This window comes from Streptomyces sp. NPDC050439, from assembly GCF_040655335.1.
Classification (GTDB): Bacteria; Actinomycetota; Actinomycetes; order Streptomycetales; family Streptomycetaceae; genus Streptomyces.
This window is the reverse complement of the sequence record NZ_JBFAJT010000007.1, coordinates 38,672-52,606: the sequence shown is the minus strand read 5'-3', so window position 1 is coordinate 52,606 and position 13,935 is coordinate 38,672. Positions and strand designations below refer to the sequence as shown.

Genomic DNA, 13,935 nt, shown 5'->3' with positions numbered 1-13,935 from the left:
GGCCCGGAGCTTTCAGGGTCAGCTTGCAGAAGGCATAGTGCAAGCCATCGGCTGACATGGACAGCCCACCGACGCTACGAACGTGTCCCAGGGGGCGCAGATGCGGGCGGCTCAACCGGATCAGACAGACCGTTCGGCCCGGCTCCGTGCCGTGCGCCCCGTCCTCTGGGTCGCCTTCGCCGCCCTCGCCGCGGGCGCGGTGCTCTGCGTGGTCGGCTGGTACGGCACGTCCGGCGAACGCTTCGCCGAGCGGCAGCTCCCGTATCTGGCGTCCTGCACCGTGCCCGGCGCGGCCCTGATCGTCGCCGGGGCGGTGCTCTTCGCGCACGGCCGAAGCACGCTGGCCACGGCCCGCGTCGAGGAGCTGTACGAGCTCCTGGTGACGGCGGGTTCGTCTGCCGCAACGACGGAGCGACCGGCCCCGGTGGCGAGCAGCGGCGACCTCCTGATGATCCCCGGCGGCACGCTCTGGCACCGTGCGGACTGCCCCCTGGTGGCGGGTAAGCCGGAAGCGGTCCCCGCGGACGCGCACATTCTCGCGACCGGTGACCTGAGCCCGTGCCCCATCTGCGAACCGCGGCCGACCCCGATCACTCCGTCTCCCGCGTCTCCCCCATCTCCCCCGTCTCCGGAGCGATGACCCGGTGGCCTCCCTGAGCTACGACCTGACGCTGGCCGGGCTCGCGGTCGGCAGCGCGGCGGCCCTCACCGGCATCGGCCTGATCGTCACGTACCGCGCGACCGGTGTCCTCAACTTCGCGCACGGCGCGATAGCGATGCTCTGCGCGTACGTCCTGCGCCAGCTGACGGTGGAGTGGGACTGGCCGCTGCCCCTGGCCGCCGCGGTCACGCTCCTCCTGATCGCCCCGGCCATCGGCCTGCTCCTGGAGAAGGCGGTCTTCCGGCCCCTGTCGATCCTGGGCAGCGACCCGGCCCAGACCCTGGTGGCATCCATCGGCGTCTTCGTCCTGCTGGTCGGGGGCGCCGCGCTGGTCTGGGGCCCGGGAGCCAGGGCGGACGCGCCCACCCTCGTGTCGGGAGACCCCTGGGCGCAGTTGGCGGTGACGGTGGCCCTCGCTCTGCTGGTCTGGGCGGTGACCCGCTGGACCCGCTTCGGCAGCGAGCTGCGGGCCGTGGTCGACAACCGTCCTCTCGCCGTCCTCAGCGGCATCGACGCGGACCGGGTGGCGTCGGCGGGCTGGGCGTTCGGCGCCTTCACGGCGGGGCTCACCGGCGTACTGCTCGCCCCCTTCGTACGCCTGGACCCCTACGGCATGCCGCTCCTGGTCATGGAGGTCGTGGCGGTGGCGGTGGCGGCCCGGATGCGGAGCCTGTCCGTCGCGATCACGGTGGCTCTCGGACTCGGCGTGGCGCAGAGCCAGTTGACCCGCCTGCACCCGTCGGGCTGGGCGGAGCCCCTCCTGCAGTCCCTGGGAGCGAACCTCTTCGTCGTCGCTCTCCTCGTCGCGGCCCTCGTGCTTCCGGGCATCGGCTCGCACAGCACGCTTCCCCGCACGGCGACGGCGCGCGTCCCCACGCCGCCGGGCGCGTGGATCGTGGCCGCGGTCCTCTTCCTCATCCCGCTGGGCTTCGCGGGCCCGGACCTGACGACCTCGGTGCAGGTACCCGCCCTTGCCGTCGTGCTCCTCTCCCTGGTGGTCGTCACCGGCCGGGGCGGCCAGATCTCCCTGGGGCAGGCGGCGTACGCGGGTCTTGGCGCGCTCTTCACGGCGCTCCTCACGTCGGGCCGCTTCCCGGGCCTGCCCGAGCTCCCCCACCTCCCCGCCCTGGCCGTGGCCGTCCTCCTGGTGGCCCCCCTCGGCCTCCTCACCGGCTGGCCCGCGTTACGTCGCCGGGGTCTCGCGCTCGCCCTGGCGACGTTCGCGGTCGGCGTGGGCGTCAGCCGCTTCGTCTTCGCCCAGCCGTACGCGACGTCGGGCCTCGCCCTGGACCGCCCGGCGGGTTTCGTAAGCGACCGCGCGTACTACGTCCTTGAACTGGCTCTGCTCGCCTCCGCATTGCTCTTCGCGGCAGGCATGCGCCGGGGCCGCATGGGGCGTGCCCTAGCCGCGATGCGGGATCACGAGGCGGGGGCGTCGGCCGCGGGGGTGCCGGTACGCGGCCTGAAGCTGACAGCGTTCGTCGCCGGCGCGGGGCTTGCCGCTCTGGGGGGCGGGATGCTGGGCATGGGGTTACGGGCCTTCGACCCCGCCGCGTACGACCCCGTGCGCGGGCTCCTGTGGTTCGCGGCGGTGGTGGTCCTCGGCGCCGACAGCCTCCTCGGGGCCCTGCTGGCGGCGGCGCTTCTGGTGGGCCTGGACGCGGGCACGCGGGGCGGTGTGGCCGCGGCTCTGATCGGCGTCCTGGCAGTCCTGACGGGCCGCTTCCCCGGCGGCCCCTACGAGGCACTACGTTCCCTGACCCCCCGCCTACCCCGCCACCCCCACCTAACCCCCCTGGGCAACCACACCCGAACCACCCTGGCCTTCCGATCCCCCCACAGCGAATGGAACCCCGTGCCCCCTCCGCTGGGATCGGCCCCCAGTGGCGCAAAAACCGCCCCCACCCGACGGCTCCCTTGGCGAACAAACCTCACCCGATTCTCTGAACAGCGGCCACCTAGCGGCGAGCAGACGGGCCGCGAGAACACCTCCGCGGCAGCGAACAGGGGAACAGGCCCCAGCAGCGCGATGGCAGCCCTCACGCGACTACTCCCCTGGCGGCCAAGCCTCACCAGTTCCCCTGAGCGGCCACCCCGCGGCGAACAGACGGGCCAGGAGAGAACCCCCGCAGCGGCGGAAACCGAATCGGACGCCAGCAGCGCGATAGCGGGCCTCACCAGATCCCCTGAGCGGCCGCCCCGCAGTGAGCAGACAGACCACGAGAGCACCCCCGCAGCAGCGGAAAGTGACACCGGGGCGCAGGCTCCGCTCCTGCCGGAGGGGGCGGTTCCGTATGGCCGTCCGGAGTGCGGTTCGCGGCGCTCCGGGGCTGTAGCGGCCTCACCTCCCGAGGCGGCCCCGCCCCCCAGCCGGCGGCCCCGTCGCGAAAGCCCACCCCCACAGCACACCCTCACCGCCCACCACATCACCGCCACCTACGACGACGGCTTCACCGCCCTCGATGGGGTGTCCCTCTCCGTGCCCTCGGGTCACATCACTGCCGTCGTAGGTCCCAACGGCGCAGGCAAGAGCACCCTCTTCCACTGCCTGGCCGGCACCCTTCGCCCCTCCACGGGCCGCATCACCTTCGCCGGCCAAGACATCACCCGCGCTCCCGCCCATACCCGGACCCGCCTCGGCCTGGCCCGCACCTTCCAGCAGTTGGCGGTGTTCCCGTCCCTGACCGTCGCGGAGAACGTCCAAGTAGGAGCGGATCAGACACGGTTCCGGTGCCCGCCGTCCGTCACCGTCCAAGCCCTGCGGCTCCTCTCCCTTCATCACCCCGCCCTCCGCCACCACCCCGCCGCTGACCTCCCCACCGGCACCCTCAGGCGTGTGGAACTGGCCCGCGCCCTCGCAGGCCGCCCCCACACCCTCCTCCTGGACGAACCGGCAGCAGGCCTGGACACCGCCGAGGTGGCCGCGCTGGCCCGCGTCCTGCGTGCCCTGGCCGCCGCCGGCATGGCCCTCCTGGTGGTCGAGCACGACATCGACCTCGTCGCGGACCTGGCCGACACCGTGCACGTCATGGCCGCGGGCCGCATCGTCACCTCTGGCCCCCCGACCGAAGTCCTCCACAGGGCGACCCCATGAGAAACGGCATCGAACTCCACGCGGCCCGGGTCCGCTACGGCCCCCTCGAAGCACTGCACGGCGTGACCCTCGCCGCCCCCGCCCCCGGACTCACCGTCCTCCTGGGCCGCAACGGCTCGGGCCGCACCACGGCGCTGCGCGCCCTGGCAGGCACGGCGCGCCTCACCGCCGGGGCCGTCACCTGGGACGGAGCGGACGTCACCCGGCTCACCGCCCACGAACGCGCGACGCGGGGCCTGTGCTTCGTACCGGACGGGCCAGCCGTCTTCAGCCACCTCACGGTCACCGAGAACCTCGGCCTGGCCGGCCCCGAGGCCGCCCCCGACCTCACCCCGGCCCTGGACGCGTACCCCGAGCTTCGCCCCCTCCTCTCCCGCCGCGCAGGCACCCTCTCCGGCGGCGAGCAACGCATGCTGGCACTCTCCCGCGCCCTCCTGACGCCCCACGCCCGGGTGATCCTCATCGACGAACCCACCCAGGGAATGTCCCCCTCCGTCGCGTCACGTACGTACGACCTCCTGGTGGGCCTGAGCGCGCACGCCTGCGTCCTGACCGCCGAACAACGCCTGCCGCCCGGCCTGCGCGGACACGCGGGCCGGACGGCAGTGGTGGTGCACGAACTACGCCGTGGCGAAGTCGTGTTCAGCGGCGAGGCAACCGAACTCAGCCGCCGGAGGCGGTCTTGACCGGCTCGGTGGCGCTCGCGGCAGGCTCGGGCTGGGATGCCTTCGGAGGCTCGGGGGTGGATGAGGGCTTGGGGGTCGTCGACGGCTTGGGGGTCGTCGACGGCTTGGGGGTCGTCGACGGATTGGGGGTCGTCGAGGGCTTGGAGCTGGCCGAGGGTTTCGCCGTCTCCGGAGGCTCAGCAGACTTCGACGGCTTGACCGTCTCCGAAGGCTTCGCGGGCTTCGGAGGCTTCGCGGGCTCCGAAGGCCTGGCCGGCCCCCCGGGCTTCGGCTTCGCCGGGGACTTCCCCGGGATGACAAGCCTGGTGCCGACACTCAGCCGGTCAGGCTCGCTTCCCACGGCCTTGCGATTGGCTCGATACAGCGCTTGCCAGCCGCCCCGCACCTCGTAACGCCGCGCGATGGAGCTCAGCGTCTCCCCCGCCTTCACCACGTGCATGGCGAAGTAGCCGTCCCGGACCTCCTTGGGGATCTTCTTGGAGCAGACGGGCCAGGCGTTCCACCCCTGGTTGCGCACCACGGCTTCGGCGACCTTGATCTGCTCCTTCTTGGTGGCGAGGTCGGCACGCGGCGCGTACTTGAGCCCGCCGTGCTCCTCCCAGGTGGACTGCCGGAACTGCAGCCCTCCGTAGAAGCCGTTCCCGGTGTTCACATGCCACCGGCCGGTGCTCTCGCACTGTGCGAGGCAGTTCCAGGGGCCCTTGGTCCGGGAGCATTCGAGCGCCTCGGCGGCCCCCGGCCCCGGCAGGGGCGCGGCCGGAGCAGGAGCGGCCTGCGCGGTCGCGGACGCGGGCAGCAGCAGTGAGGTGACAGCGGCGATGACCAGACCGGCGGGCCACAGCGACCGAAGACTCTTGATCGGCATCGGATGCATCCGCCCAAGCTAGGCAGCGCCACCGCGCCGAGGAGCCGTGCCGCGCCGCCACAGGCGTGGCCCCACCCGGTCGGACGACCGGGCGGGACCACGCCCTGAAGGGACGGAACTCAGAGGTCGAGCCGCTGCCCGGGCAGGATCATGTTCGGATTCCCGCCGATGACCGCCTTGTTGGCGGAGTACACCTTCTGCCAGCTGACGCCGTGCGCGGCCGCGATCCGGCTGAGGGTGTCCCCCTGCCGAACGGTGTAGTTACCGCGCCCGGTTCCCCGGCCGACATGACTCGGCGTACGGTCCTGCGGCTTCACGGACTGCCGCTCGGCCGCCTTGGGTGCCTTGGGTGCCTTGGGTGCCTGCGGAGCCTTGGCCGCCTTGGGGGCCGCCGGAGCGGCTGCCGCCCCCGGCGCACTGCCGGACGCACCCGCCCGCGCCGAGCAGCTGGGCCAAGCGCCCCACCCCTGGGCGCGCTGGACCTTCGTGGCGACAGCGATCTGCTGCGCCTTGGACGCCTTGTCGGCGGTCGCCGCGTAGGCGCCTCCGCCGTACGCCCGCCAGGTGGACGCGGAGAACTGAAGCCCTCCGTAGTAGCCGTTCCCGGTGTTGATGCTCCAGTTTCCGCCGCTCTCGCACTGGGCGATGCGATCCCACACTCCGCTGTCCGCCGCTCCGGCCTGGCCGGTGGCGGTGAGCAGTCCCAGCGGGGCGAGCAACGCCGCTCCGCCGATCACTGCTGTCCTGCGAACGCACTTGGGACGTGCGGACATGAATATCCCTCTCGAAGGACCCGGGGTCCCCCAGGTGGCCCGGACCTCCGCGCGCATCTGGCGCCGGAGGCCCGTTCACCCCGTCCGCCGGAGTTCGGCACGTTCGTGCCGTGGTGCTTGAGCTGGCTGCCTGGTGCGGCCGGCGGACGTACCCGAGCGGTGCTCGCTGCACACGGCGGTGGAATCTAGGTGCCTCCTCGCCCCGATATCAACCAACTCCTTGTCATTCCAGGCCAGTTGGCCGTTACCCGGAGTATCAGCCAATTCAAGCCAGCCACTTAATTCACTGATTTCATGATTTGTCGACCTGTCGGCATGGCGATCTGTGACCCAGCTCACCGACGCAACTTGCCTGTAAGCGGCAGATGTTGGCGCGGAGTGACGGATTCCGTCGGGCAACTCACCCTCCGCTGCGGATGGTTCGATTCCGTTCGCCTTCACGCGTGACTTGCGCCACTGATCGCCCGTTGTCTCCTTATGAGCCGGGCACCCCCGGTCCGCACGCAACGATTCCGAGGAGCCCCCCGTGCCGCGCATGCTCGACGTCGGCGACGACGTACGCGCCGAGATCGGCGACGAAGAAGCAGACCGGCTGCTCGCCGGAGAGAACGCCCCGGGCAGTTACGACTGCACGTCCTGCCGGACCCCGGGCGACACGGAGCAGGAACGCACCAGCACCGTCCTGTTCATCGGCGACGAGACCGCCGTACTCGCCTTCGCGCACGCCACCTGCCTGCCCTCCCAGATCGTCCAGGTCTCCGAGGAGCAGTTGCAGGGTGCCGTGCGCTCCATCACCGGTGAGGAGGGCACCGGCCTCGCCGGTGTCGCGGGACCCGGCCCCGCCGAAGGAGTGCCCGACCAGGCGGTCCTCGGCGTGACCAGCGGTCTCGTCCTCATCGAGGGCGAGCTGCATCCCGCCCTCGTCGTCGAGCCGACCGGCGCCATCGCCCGCCCGGGGTCCGCTCCCGGCGGTGGCGACGACTTCCTGCAGCTCCTGGTCGAGCAGGGATTCACGCCGGCGGCCTCGCTGGACGGCGTACCCCCCGTGCTGCACGGCTGGTCGGTGCTGCTCGCCGCGGGCCAGCTGCACGCGGTGCTGCAGCCCGGCGCGGGCGGCGGCTCTCCCGTCGCCTGGTGGCAGGCCCACCACCCGCTCCAGGTCACCGAGGCGTGGCGGTCCGCGGCGAACAAGCTGCAGTCGGTGCTCCTGTTCGCGGCACCGGTCGGCTCCATCGGCCGCCAGCCCCGCGAGGACCTGCTGCGCGGCGCCCTGGACAAGGCGGCGACGCACGGGCGTCTGGTCGCGGCCTCGATGCCGCTCGCGGGCACCTGAGCCCGCACGGGCCGCGCCGCCGTCACGCCCCGGGTCCCGGCTGCGCCGGTCATGCCCCCGGCGCCCCGTGAAAGCGGCGCGGCCCCCGCATCCGTACGAGCACGGGGTCGTTGGCACATACGTGCACACATACGACCCCTCCCGCCCCCGGCCCGCGTACCAGACCCCCATCCCGTCCATGCGCTCGTCGCAGGACGCGGGGGGCGACCACTCGGCCACACCGATCTACGACGCGCTCTACTCGGAGTACCGCAGGTCGTTCAAGGCCCTCCCGGGAGACCGGAGCGGCGAGGAGGATCTGGGGTTCACGTCGTTCGGCTCCGCGCCCTACGGCATGCACCGGGTGGGTGACCGGCTCGACCCGCGGCACAACACCTTCAGCCAGCTGCACGTCAGCCGCTACGGCCACGAGCAGCACGGCACGGTGCACCAGCAGTTCCCCGCGGCGCTGCCGCCGGGGCCGCGCCGGGGGCTCTGAGCCACCACCGCAGCACCTGCAGCACACGCAAGGGGCCGGGCCCCGCCTTCTCTCGAAGGCGGGGCCCGGCCCCTTGGTCCATCCGTGCCTACTTCTTGCGGCCGCGCTTCTCGCGCACACGCACCGAGATGTGGATCGGCGTGCCATCGAAGCCGAACTCCTCACGGAGCCTGCGCTCCACGAAGCGGCGGTAGCCGTGCTCGATGAAGCCCGAGGAGAACAGCACGAACCGCGGCGGCTTCGTGCCCGCCTGCGTGCCGAAGAGGATGCGGGGCTGCTTGCCGCCGCGGATCGGGTGCGGGTGGGAGGCCACGAGCTCGCCGAGGAAGGCGTTGAGGCGGCCCGTCGGGACGCGCGTCTCCCAGCCCGCGAGGGCCGTCTCGATCGCCGGGACGAGCTTCTCCATGTGGCGGCCGGTCTCGGCGGAGACGTTGACCCGGGGGGCCCACGCGACCTGGAGGAGCTCGGTCTCGATCTCCCGCTCCAGGTAGTAGCGGCGCTCCTCGTCGAGGGTGTCCCACTTGTTGTACGCGACGACGATGGCGCGGCCCGCCTCGACGGCCATCGTGACGATGCGCTGGTCCTGGACGCTGATCGACTCGCTGGCGTCGATCAGGATGACCGCGACCTCCGCCTTCTCGACGGCGGCCGCCGTGCGCAGGGAGGCGTAGTAGTCGGCGCCCTGCTGGAGGTGGACGCGCTTGCGGATGCCCGCGGTGTCCACGAACTTCCAGACGACGCCGCCGAGTTCGATGAGCTCGTCGACCGGGTCACGGGTGGTGCCCGCGATCTCGTTGACGACCACGCGGTTCTCGTTCGCCACCTTGTTGAGCAGCGACGACTTGCCGACGTTCGGACGGCCGATGAGCGCGATGCGCCGCGGGCCGCCGATGCCGCCGCCGAAGGACTGCTCGGGCGCCTCGGGCAGCGCCTCCAGGACGGCGTCCAGCATGTCGCCCGTACCGCGGCCGTGCAGCGCGGAGACGGGGTACGGCTCGCCGAGGCCGAGCGCCCACAGCGCGGTGGCGTCGGCCTCGCCGGAGGGGCCGTCGACCTTGTTGGCGCACAGGACGACGGGCTTGCCGGACTTGCGCAGGAGGCGCACGACGGCTTCGTCCGTGTCGGTGGCGCCGGTCGTGGCGTCCACGACGAAGACGACCGCGTCGGCGGCCTCGATCGCGTACTCCGCCTGGGCGGCCACGGACGCGTCGATGCCGAGGACGTCCTGCTCCCAGCCGCCGGTGTCGACGAGCTTGAAGCGGCGGCCCGCCCACTCGGCCTCGTACGTCACGCGGTCGCGGGTCACGCCGGGGCGGTCCTCGACGACGGCCTCGCGGCGGCCGATGATGCGGTTGACGAGGGTCGACTTGCCGACGTTCGGGCGGCCGATCACCGCGAGGGCGGGCAGCGGGCCGTGGCCCGCGTCGCCGATCGCGCCCTCGACGTCCTCGGGGTCGAAGCCTTCCTCCGCGGCGAGCTCCATGAACTCCGCGTACTCGGCGTCGCCAAGCGCCCCGTGCTCGTGTTCAGCCGAGCCTTCGGGCTGGATCTGGTCGTTCATGAAGTCCGTACCTCTGTCGTATTCGTGATCGGTGGACCGTCTCGCGACGGTCCACTACTGAAAGTCTCGCTCAGCGCCCGGTCAGGCGCCTGGCGTCGGCCAGGTGCGCGGTGAGCCGCTCCTGGATGCGCACGGTCGCCTCGTCGAGCGCCTTGCGCGTACGCCGTCCGCTGTCGTCGCCCGCCTCGAAGGGGTCGCCGAAGATGACGTCGACCCTGCTCCGCAGCGGGGGCAGCCCCTTCCACAACCGTCCGCGCTTCTCCGTGCTTCCCAGCACGGCCACCGGGACGATCGGCGCCCCGCTGCGTACGGCGAAGTACGCGAGGCCCGCGCGCAGCGAGGCGAAGTCGCCCTCGCCGCGTGTGCCCTCGGGGAAGATCCCGAGGACGCCGCCGTCGTCGAGCACGCCCAGGGCCTGGGTGATCGCCGTGCGGTCGGCGATCTCACGGTCCACCTTCACCTGCCCGATGCCGCGCAGGAAGCGGTCCAGGGGGCCTATGAAGGCTTCCTTCTTGATGAGGAAGTGCGTCGGCCTGGGGGCCGTGCCCATCACCATCGGGCCGTCGACGTTGTGGGAGTGGTTGACGGCCAGGATCACCGGGCCGGTCACGGGAACCTTCCAGGCGCCGAGGACGCGGGGCTTCCACAGGCCGTACATGAGGCCGACGCCGATGCGGCGGCCGACCTCCGCACCCCGCTCCGACGGCGCCGCGGTCACTTCGCCGCCCGCTTCTCCTCGACGAGGGTGACGACGCACTCGATGACCTGCTGCAGCGTGAGCTCGGTGGTGTCCACCTCGACGGCGTCGCCCGCCTTGGCCAGCGGGGACGTCTTGCGGCTCGAGTCGGCCGCGTCCCGCTTGATGAGCGCCTCACGCGTCGCGGCGACGTCGGCGCCCTTGAGCTCGCCGCTGCGGCGGGCGGCGCGGGCCTCGGGCGAGGCCGTGAGGAAGATCTTCAGGTCGGCGTCGGGCAGGACGGTCGTACCGATGTCACGCCCCTCGACGACGATGCCCTTCTCGGCGGAGGCGGCGATGGTGCGCTGCAGCTCCGTGATGCGGGCACGCACCTCGGGGACGGCGCTGACGGCGCTGACCTTCGAGGTGACCTCGGTGGTGCGGATCGGCCCCGCGACGTCCGTGCCGTCGACCGTGATGGTCGGGGCGAGCGGGTCGGTGCCGGAGATGATCTCGGGCTTGCCCGCGACCGCGGCGATGGCGGTCGGGTCCGTCAGCTCTATGCCGTTGTGCACCATCCACCACGTGATCGCGCGGTACTGGGCGCCGGTGTCCAGGTAGCTGAGGCCCAGCTGGGCGGCGACGGCCTTGGAGGTGCTCGACTTGCCCGTGCCGGAGGGCCCGTCGATGGCGACGATCACTGCTGCGGGCGCCGGACCGGCGGTTTCCACGGTTTCCACGGGGTGCGAAACCTCTCTCAGGACGCGGGGGCGGGGTAGCGGGGCGCGGACACGCCCCGCACAAGGTTACTGGCTCCCGCGCGCACCTCTTACTGCCGGATGCCCCGGGCCTTCACTGGCGGATCGCCCAGCCCCGCTCCCGCAGCGCCGCCGCGAGCACCGGCACGGCCTTCGGCTCGACGAGGAGCTGCACATGGCCCGCCTGCTGCCCGGTGGCGTGCTCGATGCGGACGTCCTCGATGTTCACCCCGGCCCGCTCGGCGTCGGCGAAGATCCTGGCCAGCTGTCCCGGCTGGTCGTTGATGAGCACCGCGACGACCTCGTACGCGGTCGGGGCGGCACCGTGCTTGCCGGGCACCCGGACCTGGCCGGCGTTCCCGCGCCGCAGGACGCTCTCGACGCCCGCGGCGCCCTCGCGCCGCTTCGCGTCGTCCGCCGACTGCAGCGCGCGCAGCGCCGTCACCGTCTCGTCGAGATCGGTGGCGACGGCGGACAGCAGATCGGCGACGGGACCGGGGTTGGCCGACAGGATGTCGATCCACATCCGGGGGTCCGACGCGGCGATGCGCGTGACGTCACGGATGCCCTGGCCGCACAGGCGCACCGCCGTCTCCTCGGCGTTCTCCAGGCGGGCGGCGACCATGCTGGAGACCAGGTGCGGCATGTGCGAGACGAGCGCGACCGCGCGGTCGTGCGCGTCGGCGTCCATGACGACCGGCACGGCACGGCAGAGGGCGACGAGCTCCAGGGCGAGGTTGAGGACCTCGGTGTCGGTGTCGCGGGTGGGCGTGAGGACCCAGGGCCGCCCCTCGAAGAGGTCCGCGGTGCCGGCGAGCGGGCCGCTGCGCTCGCGCCCCGACATGGGGTGCGTGCCGATGTACGGGGTGAGGTCGATGCCGAGCGCTTCGAGCTCACGGCGCGGGCCGCCCTTGACGCTCGCCACGTCGAGGTAGCCGCGGGCCGCGTCGCGCCGCATGACGTCGGCCAGCGTGGCGGCGACGTGCGCGGGCGGCACGGCGACGACGCACAGGTCGACCCGTCCCTCGGGCGCTTCGTCGGTCCCGGCGCCGAGCGCGGCCGCCGTGCGGGCCTGGCCGGGGTCGTGGTCGGCGAGGTGCACGGTCACGCCGCGCGACGCGAGGGCCAGGGCGGCGGAGGTGCCGATCAGGCCGGTGCCGATGACGAGGGCGGTTCTCACTGGGCGATGTCCTTGCGCAGGGTGGCCGCGGCGCCGAGGTACACGTGTGTGATCTCGGCGCGGGGCTTGGGGGACTCTATGTGCGCGAGGACGCGGACGACCCGTGGCATGGCGCCGTCGATCTGCAGCTCCTGCGCGCAGATCAGCGGGACGTCCACGATGCCGAGCTTGCGCGCGGCCGCCGCGGGGAAGTCGCTGTGCAGATCGGGCGTCGCGGTGAACCAGATGCTGATCAGGTCCTCCTGGGTCAGCGCGTTCCGCTCCAGGATGGCGGTGAGCAGCTCGCTGACCTGCTCGTCCATGTGGTCGGCCGCGTCCCGCTCCAGTTGGACGGCGCCCCGGACCGCTCGTACCGCCACTGTGCTGCTCCTCGCTCGCGTGTCTACGACTGCTGTGCGGACCAAGGGTAGTCAGCGCCCGGGGGACGAGTGCGCGGCGCCCGTCTGCCGAGACGGACGCCGCGTGCCTCACCGGGGTGGTCACGGAGGGGTCAGAGCCGCTGATCCCTGATGATGTCCTCCAGCGAGCCGGACGGGACCTGCCCTGCCGGGGTCAGCTGGTCGACGGCCTGCGGCAGCTGCCGCGCGATCTGGTCCGCGGCCTCTTCACGGCTGACGCCCGCTTCCTCGGCGACCTTCTCCAGGGTCTCGTCGGGGACGGCCTGTTTGACGTGGTCCGGGCTCAGCGGCTGGTTGTCGCCCTTGCCGACCCAGGAGTCGAGCTGGTCCTGGTTGACCAGACCCGACTTCGTGATCATGTCGAGGAGGCCGCCCAGCGGATTGCTGCCGACGGAGCCCCCCTGGCCGCTGTTCGCGCCGCCTGCTCCGCCTGCTCCGCCTGCTCCGCCGCCCAGGAGGCCGCCCAGGAGCGAGCCGAGGATGTTGCCGCCTTGGGAGCTCCCCAGATCTCCCTGGTCCTTCTGGCCGCCGCCGAGGAGACCGCCGAGAAGGCTTCCCAGATCGTTGCCCGCCATGGTCGCGCCTTTCGAGTAAGGGGCCGGGTCGGCGCCTCGAAGGGCGCGGACCTCAGACCCTGCCAATGTCACCCGAATCGCCCCCTGTCGCCACTTGGCACGATTGGTGGCCGTTCAACTATGGACGCCGGGGCACGGGTCCGCTTGCATGGAGGAGCCGTCACGGCCCACGCCTCGGGGGAGGCCGCATGAAGCGCTCGGGACCGCTGTACACGCTTCTGGGGGGACTGCTGCTCGCCCTGTTCATGCTGTCGCTCAACGCGACGACAGGGGAGGGCAACTCGTCGTACGGGAAGGACTCGCCCGGCGCCGCGTCGCCCGCGCCGTCATCCGCGAAGCCCACCAAGAGCACGCCCGCACCCACCAAGAGCCCGTCGAAGAGTCCCTCGAAGAAGCCGGCCGGCAAGTCCGAGTACGCGGGCCGCACGGCCGACGACGCCGCCGCGATCTCGGTCTCGATCCGGGACGACAAGGCCATCGCGTACTACTGCAACGGCCGCGACGCGGAGTCCTGGCTCAAGGGGAACGTCGAGGACGACGGCTCCATGCGACTGACCGGCAAGAAGGGCGCGAAGCTGGACGGCACGCTCGCCGGCAACGCGGTCACCGGCACGGTCGAGGTCGGCGGACAGCCACGGGACTTCACCGCCGCCAGGGCGAAGAAGCCGTCCGGTCTGTACCGCGCGACCACCGAGGTCCGCGGCGCCGAGATCGACGGCGGCTGGATCGTCCTGCCCGACGGGCGGCAGGTCGGCATCGTCAAGCGCGACGGCAAGCCGCAGCCGGCCCCCCGCCTCGACCCGGAGACCGGCGTCGTCATGGTCGACGGCGACCGTCTCACCGCCCGCCCCGTCGAGCCCTGACCGGCCCTGACGGCCCTGACCCCGCTCCGCCCGC

General features: G+C 72.4%; 14 protein-coding genes. 6 read left to right on the top strand and 8 right to left on the bottom strand.

The window, feature by feature from the left end; genetic code table 11:
- The first annotated feature begins 100 nt into the window (after positions 1-100).
- Genes AB0I66_RS28045 through AB0I66_RS28035 form a run of 3 tightly spaced genes read left to right on the top strand, consistent with a single transcriptional unit; the run spans position 101 to position 4,441 of the window.
- Positions 101-640: a hypothetical protein gene (locus tag AB0I66_RS28045; protein WP_363211133.1), complete on the top strand. Its 540-nt coding sequence runs from the start codon at positions 101-103 to the stop codon at positions 638-640.
- Between the two features lie 4 nt (positions 641-644).
- Positions 645-3,755: an ATP-binding cassette domain-containing protein gene (locus AB0I66_RS28040; RefSeq protein WP_363210726.1), complete on the top strand. Its 3,111-nt coding sequence runs from the start codon at positions 645-647 to the stop codon at positions 3,753-3,755.
- The gene (locus AB0I66_RS28035) at positions 3,752-4,441 is read left to right on the top strand and encodes an ATP-binding cassette domain-containing protein (RefSeq protein ID WP_363210725.1); all 690 of its coding nucleotides are present in this window, start codon (positions 3,752-3,754) and stop codon (positions 4,439-4,441) included. The genes AB0I66_RS28040 and AB0I66_RS28035 overlap by 4 nt, the downstream gene beginning before the upstream one ends.
- Here AB0I66_RS28035 and AB0I66_RS28030 read toward each other — a convergent pair.
- Positions 4,419-5,306 (bottom strand): transglycosylase family protein, encoded by an 888-nt coding sequence (locus AB0I66_RS28030; RefSeq protein WP_363210724.1) that lies wholly within the window; start codon positions 5,304-5,306, stop codon positions 4,419-4,421. The genes AB0I66_RS28035 and AB0I66_RS28030 overlap by 23 nt on opposite strands.
- Before the next feature lie 119 nt (positions 5,307-5,425).
- Positions 5,426-6,079, bottom strand: a complete 654-nt coding sequence (locus tag AB0I66_RS28025; protein WP_363210723.1) for a transglycosylase family protein — start codon at positions 6,077-6,079, stop codon at positions 5,426-5,428.
- A gap of 526 nt (positions 6,080-6,605) precedes the next feature.
- On the opposite strand from AB0I66_RS28025, the gene AB0I66_RS28020 reads away from it, so the two are divergent.
- Both AB0I66_RS28020 and AB0I66_RS28015 read left to right on the top strand, forming a co-directional pair.
- Positions 6,606-7,412, top strand: a complete 807-nt coding sequence (locus AB0I66_RS28020; protein WP_363210722.1) for a hypothetical protein — start codon at positions 6,606-6,608, stop codon at positions 7,410-7,412.
- A gap of 178 nt (positions 7,413-7,590) precedes the next feature.
- Positions 7,591-7,890 carry a hypothetical protein gene (locus AB0I66_RS28015; protein ID WP_363210721.1) on the top strand — a complete coding sequence of 100 codons (300 nt, stop codon included), beginning with the start codon at positions 7,591-7,593 and terminating at the stop codon, positions 7,888-7,890.
- An 88-nt stretch (positions 7,891-7,978) separates the two neighbouring features.
- Here AB0I66_RS28015 and der read toward each other — a convergent pair whose 3' ends face one another.
- The 6 genes from der to AB0I66_RS27985 all read right to left on the bottom strand — a co-directional run bounded on the left by der (position 7,979) and on the right by AB0I66_RS27985 (position 13,038).
- Positions 7,979-9,451: a ribosome biogenesis GTPase Der gene (gene der / locus AB0I66_RS28010; protein ID WP_363210720.1), complete on the bottom strand. Its 1,473-nt coding sequence runs from the start codon at positions 9,449-9,451 to the stop codon at positions 7,979-7,981.
- 70 nt (positions 9,452-9,521) lie between these two features.
- On the bottom strand, positions 9,522-10,208 hold the full coding sequence (locus AB0I66_RS28005; RefSeq protein WP_363210719.1) for a lysophospholipid acyltransferase family protein: 687 nt from the start codon (positions 10,206-10,208) through the stop codon (positions 9,522-9,524).
- Complete coding sequence (gene cmk / locus AB0I66_RS28000) at positions 10,166-10,858, bottom strand: (d)CMP kinase (protein ID WP_363211132.1); 693 nt, start codon at positions 10,856-10,858, stop codon at positions 10,166-10,168. Before cmk ends, AB0I66_RS28005 begins: the two co-directional genes overlap by 43 nt.
- A 121-nt stretch (positions 10,859-10,979) precedes the next feature.
- On the bottom strand, positions 10,980-12,065 hold the full coding sequence (locus tag AB0I66_RS27995; RefSeq protein WP_363210718.1) for a prephenate dehydrogenase: 1,086 nt from the start codon (positions 12,063-12,065) through the stop codon (positions 10,980-10,982).
- A complete protein-coding gene (gene aroH / locus AB0I66_RS27990; protein ID WP_363210717.1) occupies positions 12,062-12,424 on the bottom strand; it encodes a chorismate mutase in 363 nt (120 codons plus the stop codon). The genes AB0I66_RS27995 and aroH overlap by 4 nt, the downstream gene beginning before the upstream one ends.
- Positions 12,425-12,555: 131 nt before the next feature.
- Positions 12,556-13,038 carry a YidB family protein gene (locus AB0I66_RS27985; protein ID WP_363210716.1) on the bottom strand — a complete coding sequence of 161 codons (483 nt, stop codon included), beginning with the start codon at positions 13,036-13,038 and terminating at the stop codon, positions 12,556-12,558.
- Between the two features lie 188 nt (positions 13,039-13,226).
- On the opposite strand from AB0I66_RS27985, the gene AB0I66_RS27980 reads away from it, so the two are divergent.
- Complete coding sequence (locus AB0I66_RS27980; protein WP_363210715.1) at positions 13,227-13,901, top strand: hypothetical protein; 675 nt, start codon at positions 13,227-13,229, stop codon at positions 13,899-13,901.
- Positions 13,902-13,935 lie beyond the last annotated feature (34 nt).

Bases quoted from the DNA above. Each gene is read 5' to 3' on its own strand.
- der (WP_363210720.1), bottom strand. From the start codon at position 9,451: ATGAACGACCAGATCCAGCCCGAAGGCTCGGCTGAACACGAGCACGGG.
- AB0I66_RS28025 (WP_363210723.1), bottom strand. From the start codon at position 6,079: ATGTCCGCACGTCCCAAGTGCGTTCGCAGGACAGCAGTGATCGGCGGA.
- AB0I66_RS27980 (WP_363210715.1), top strand. From the start codon at position 13,227: ATGAAGCGCTCGGGACCGCTGTACACGCTTCTGGGGGGACTGCTGCTC.
- AB0I66_RS28030 (WP_363210724.1), bottom strand. From the start codon at position 5,306: ATGCCGATCAAGAGTCTTCGGTCGCTGTGGCCCGCCGGTCTGGTCATC.
- AB0I66_RS28035 (WP_363210725.1), top strand. From the start codon at position 3,752: ATGAGAAACGGCATCGAACTCCACGCGGCCCGGGTCCGCTACGGCCCC.
- AB0I66_RS28045 (WP_363211133.1), top strand. From the start codon at position 101: ATGCGGGCGGCTCAACCGGATCAGACAGACCGTTCGGCCCGGCTCCGT.
- AB0I66_RS28015 (WP_363210721.1), top strand. From the start codon at position 7,591: ATGCGCTCGTCGCAGGACGCGGGGGGCGACCACTCGGCCACACCGATC.
- AB0I66_RS27985 (WP_363210716.1), bottom strand. From the start codon at position 13,038: ATGGCGGGCAACGATCTGGGAAGCCTTCTCGGCGGTCTCCTCGGCGGC.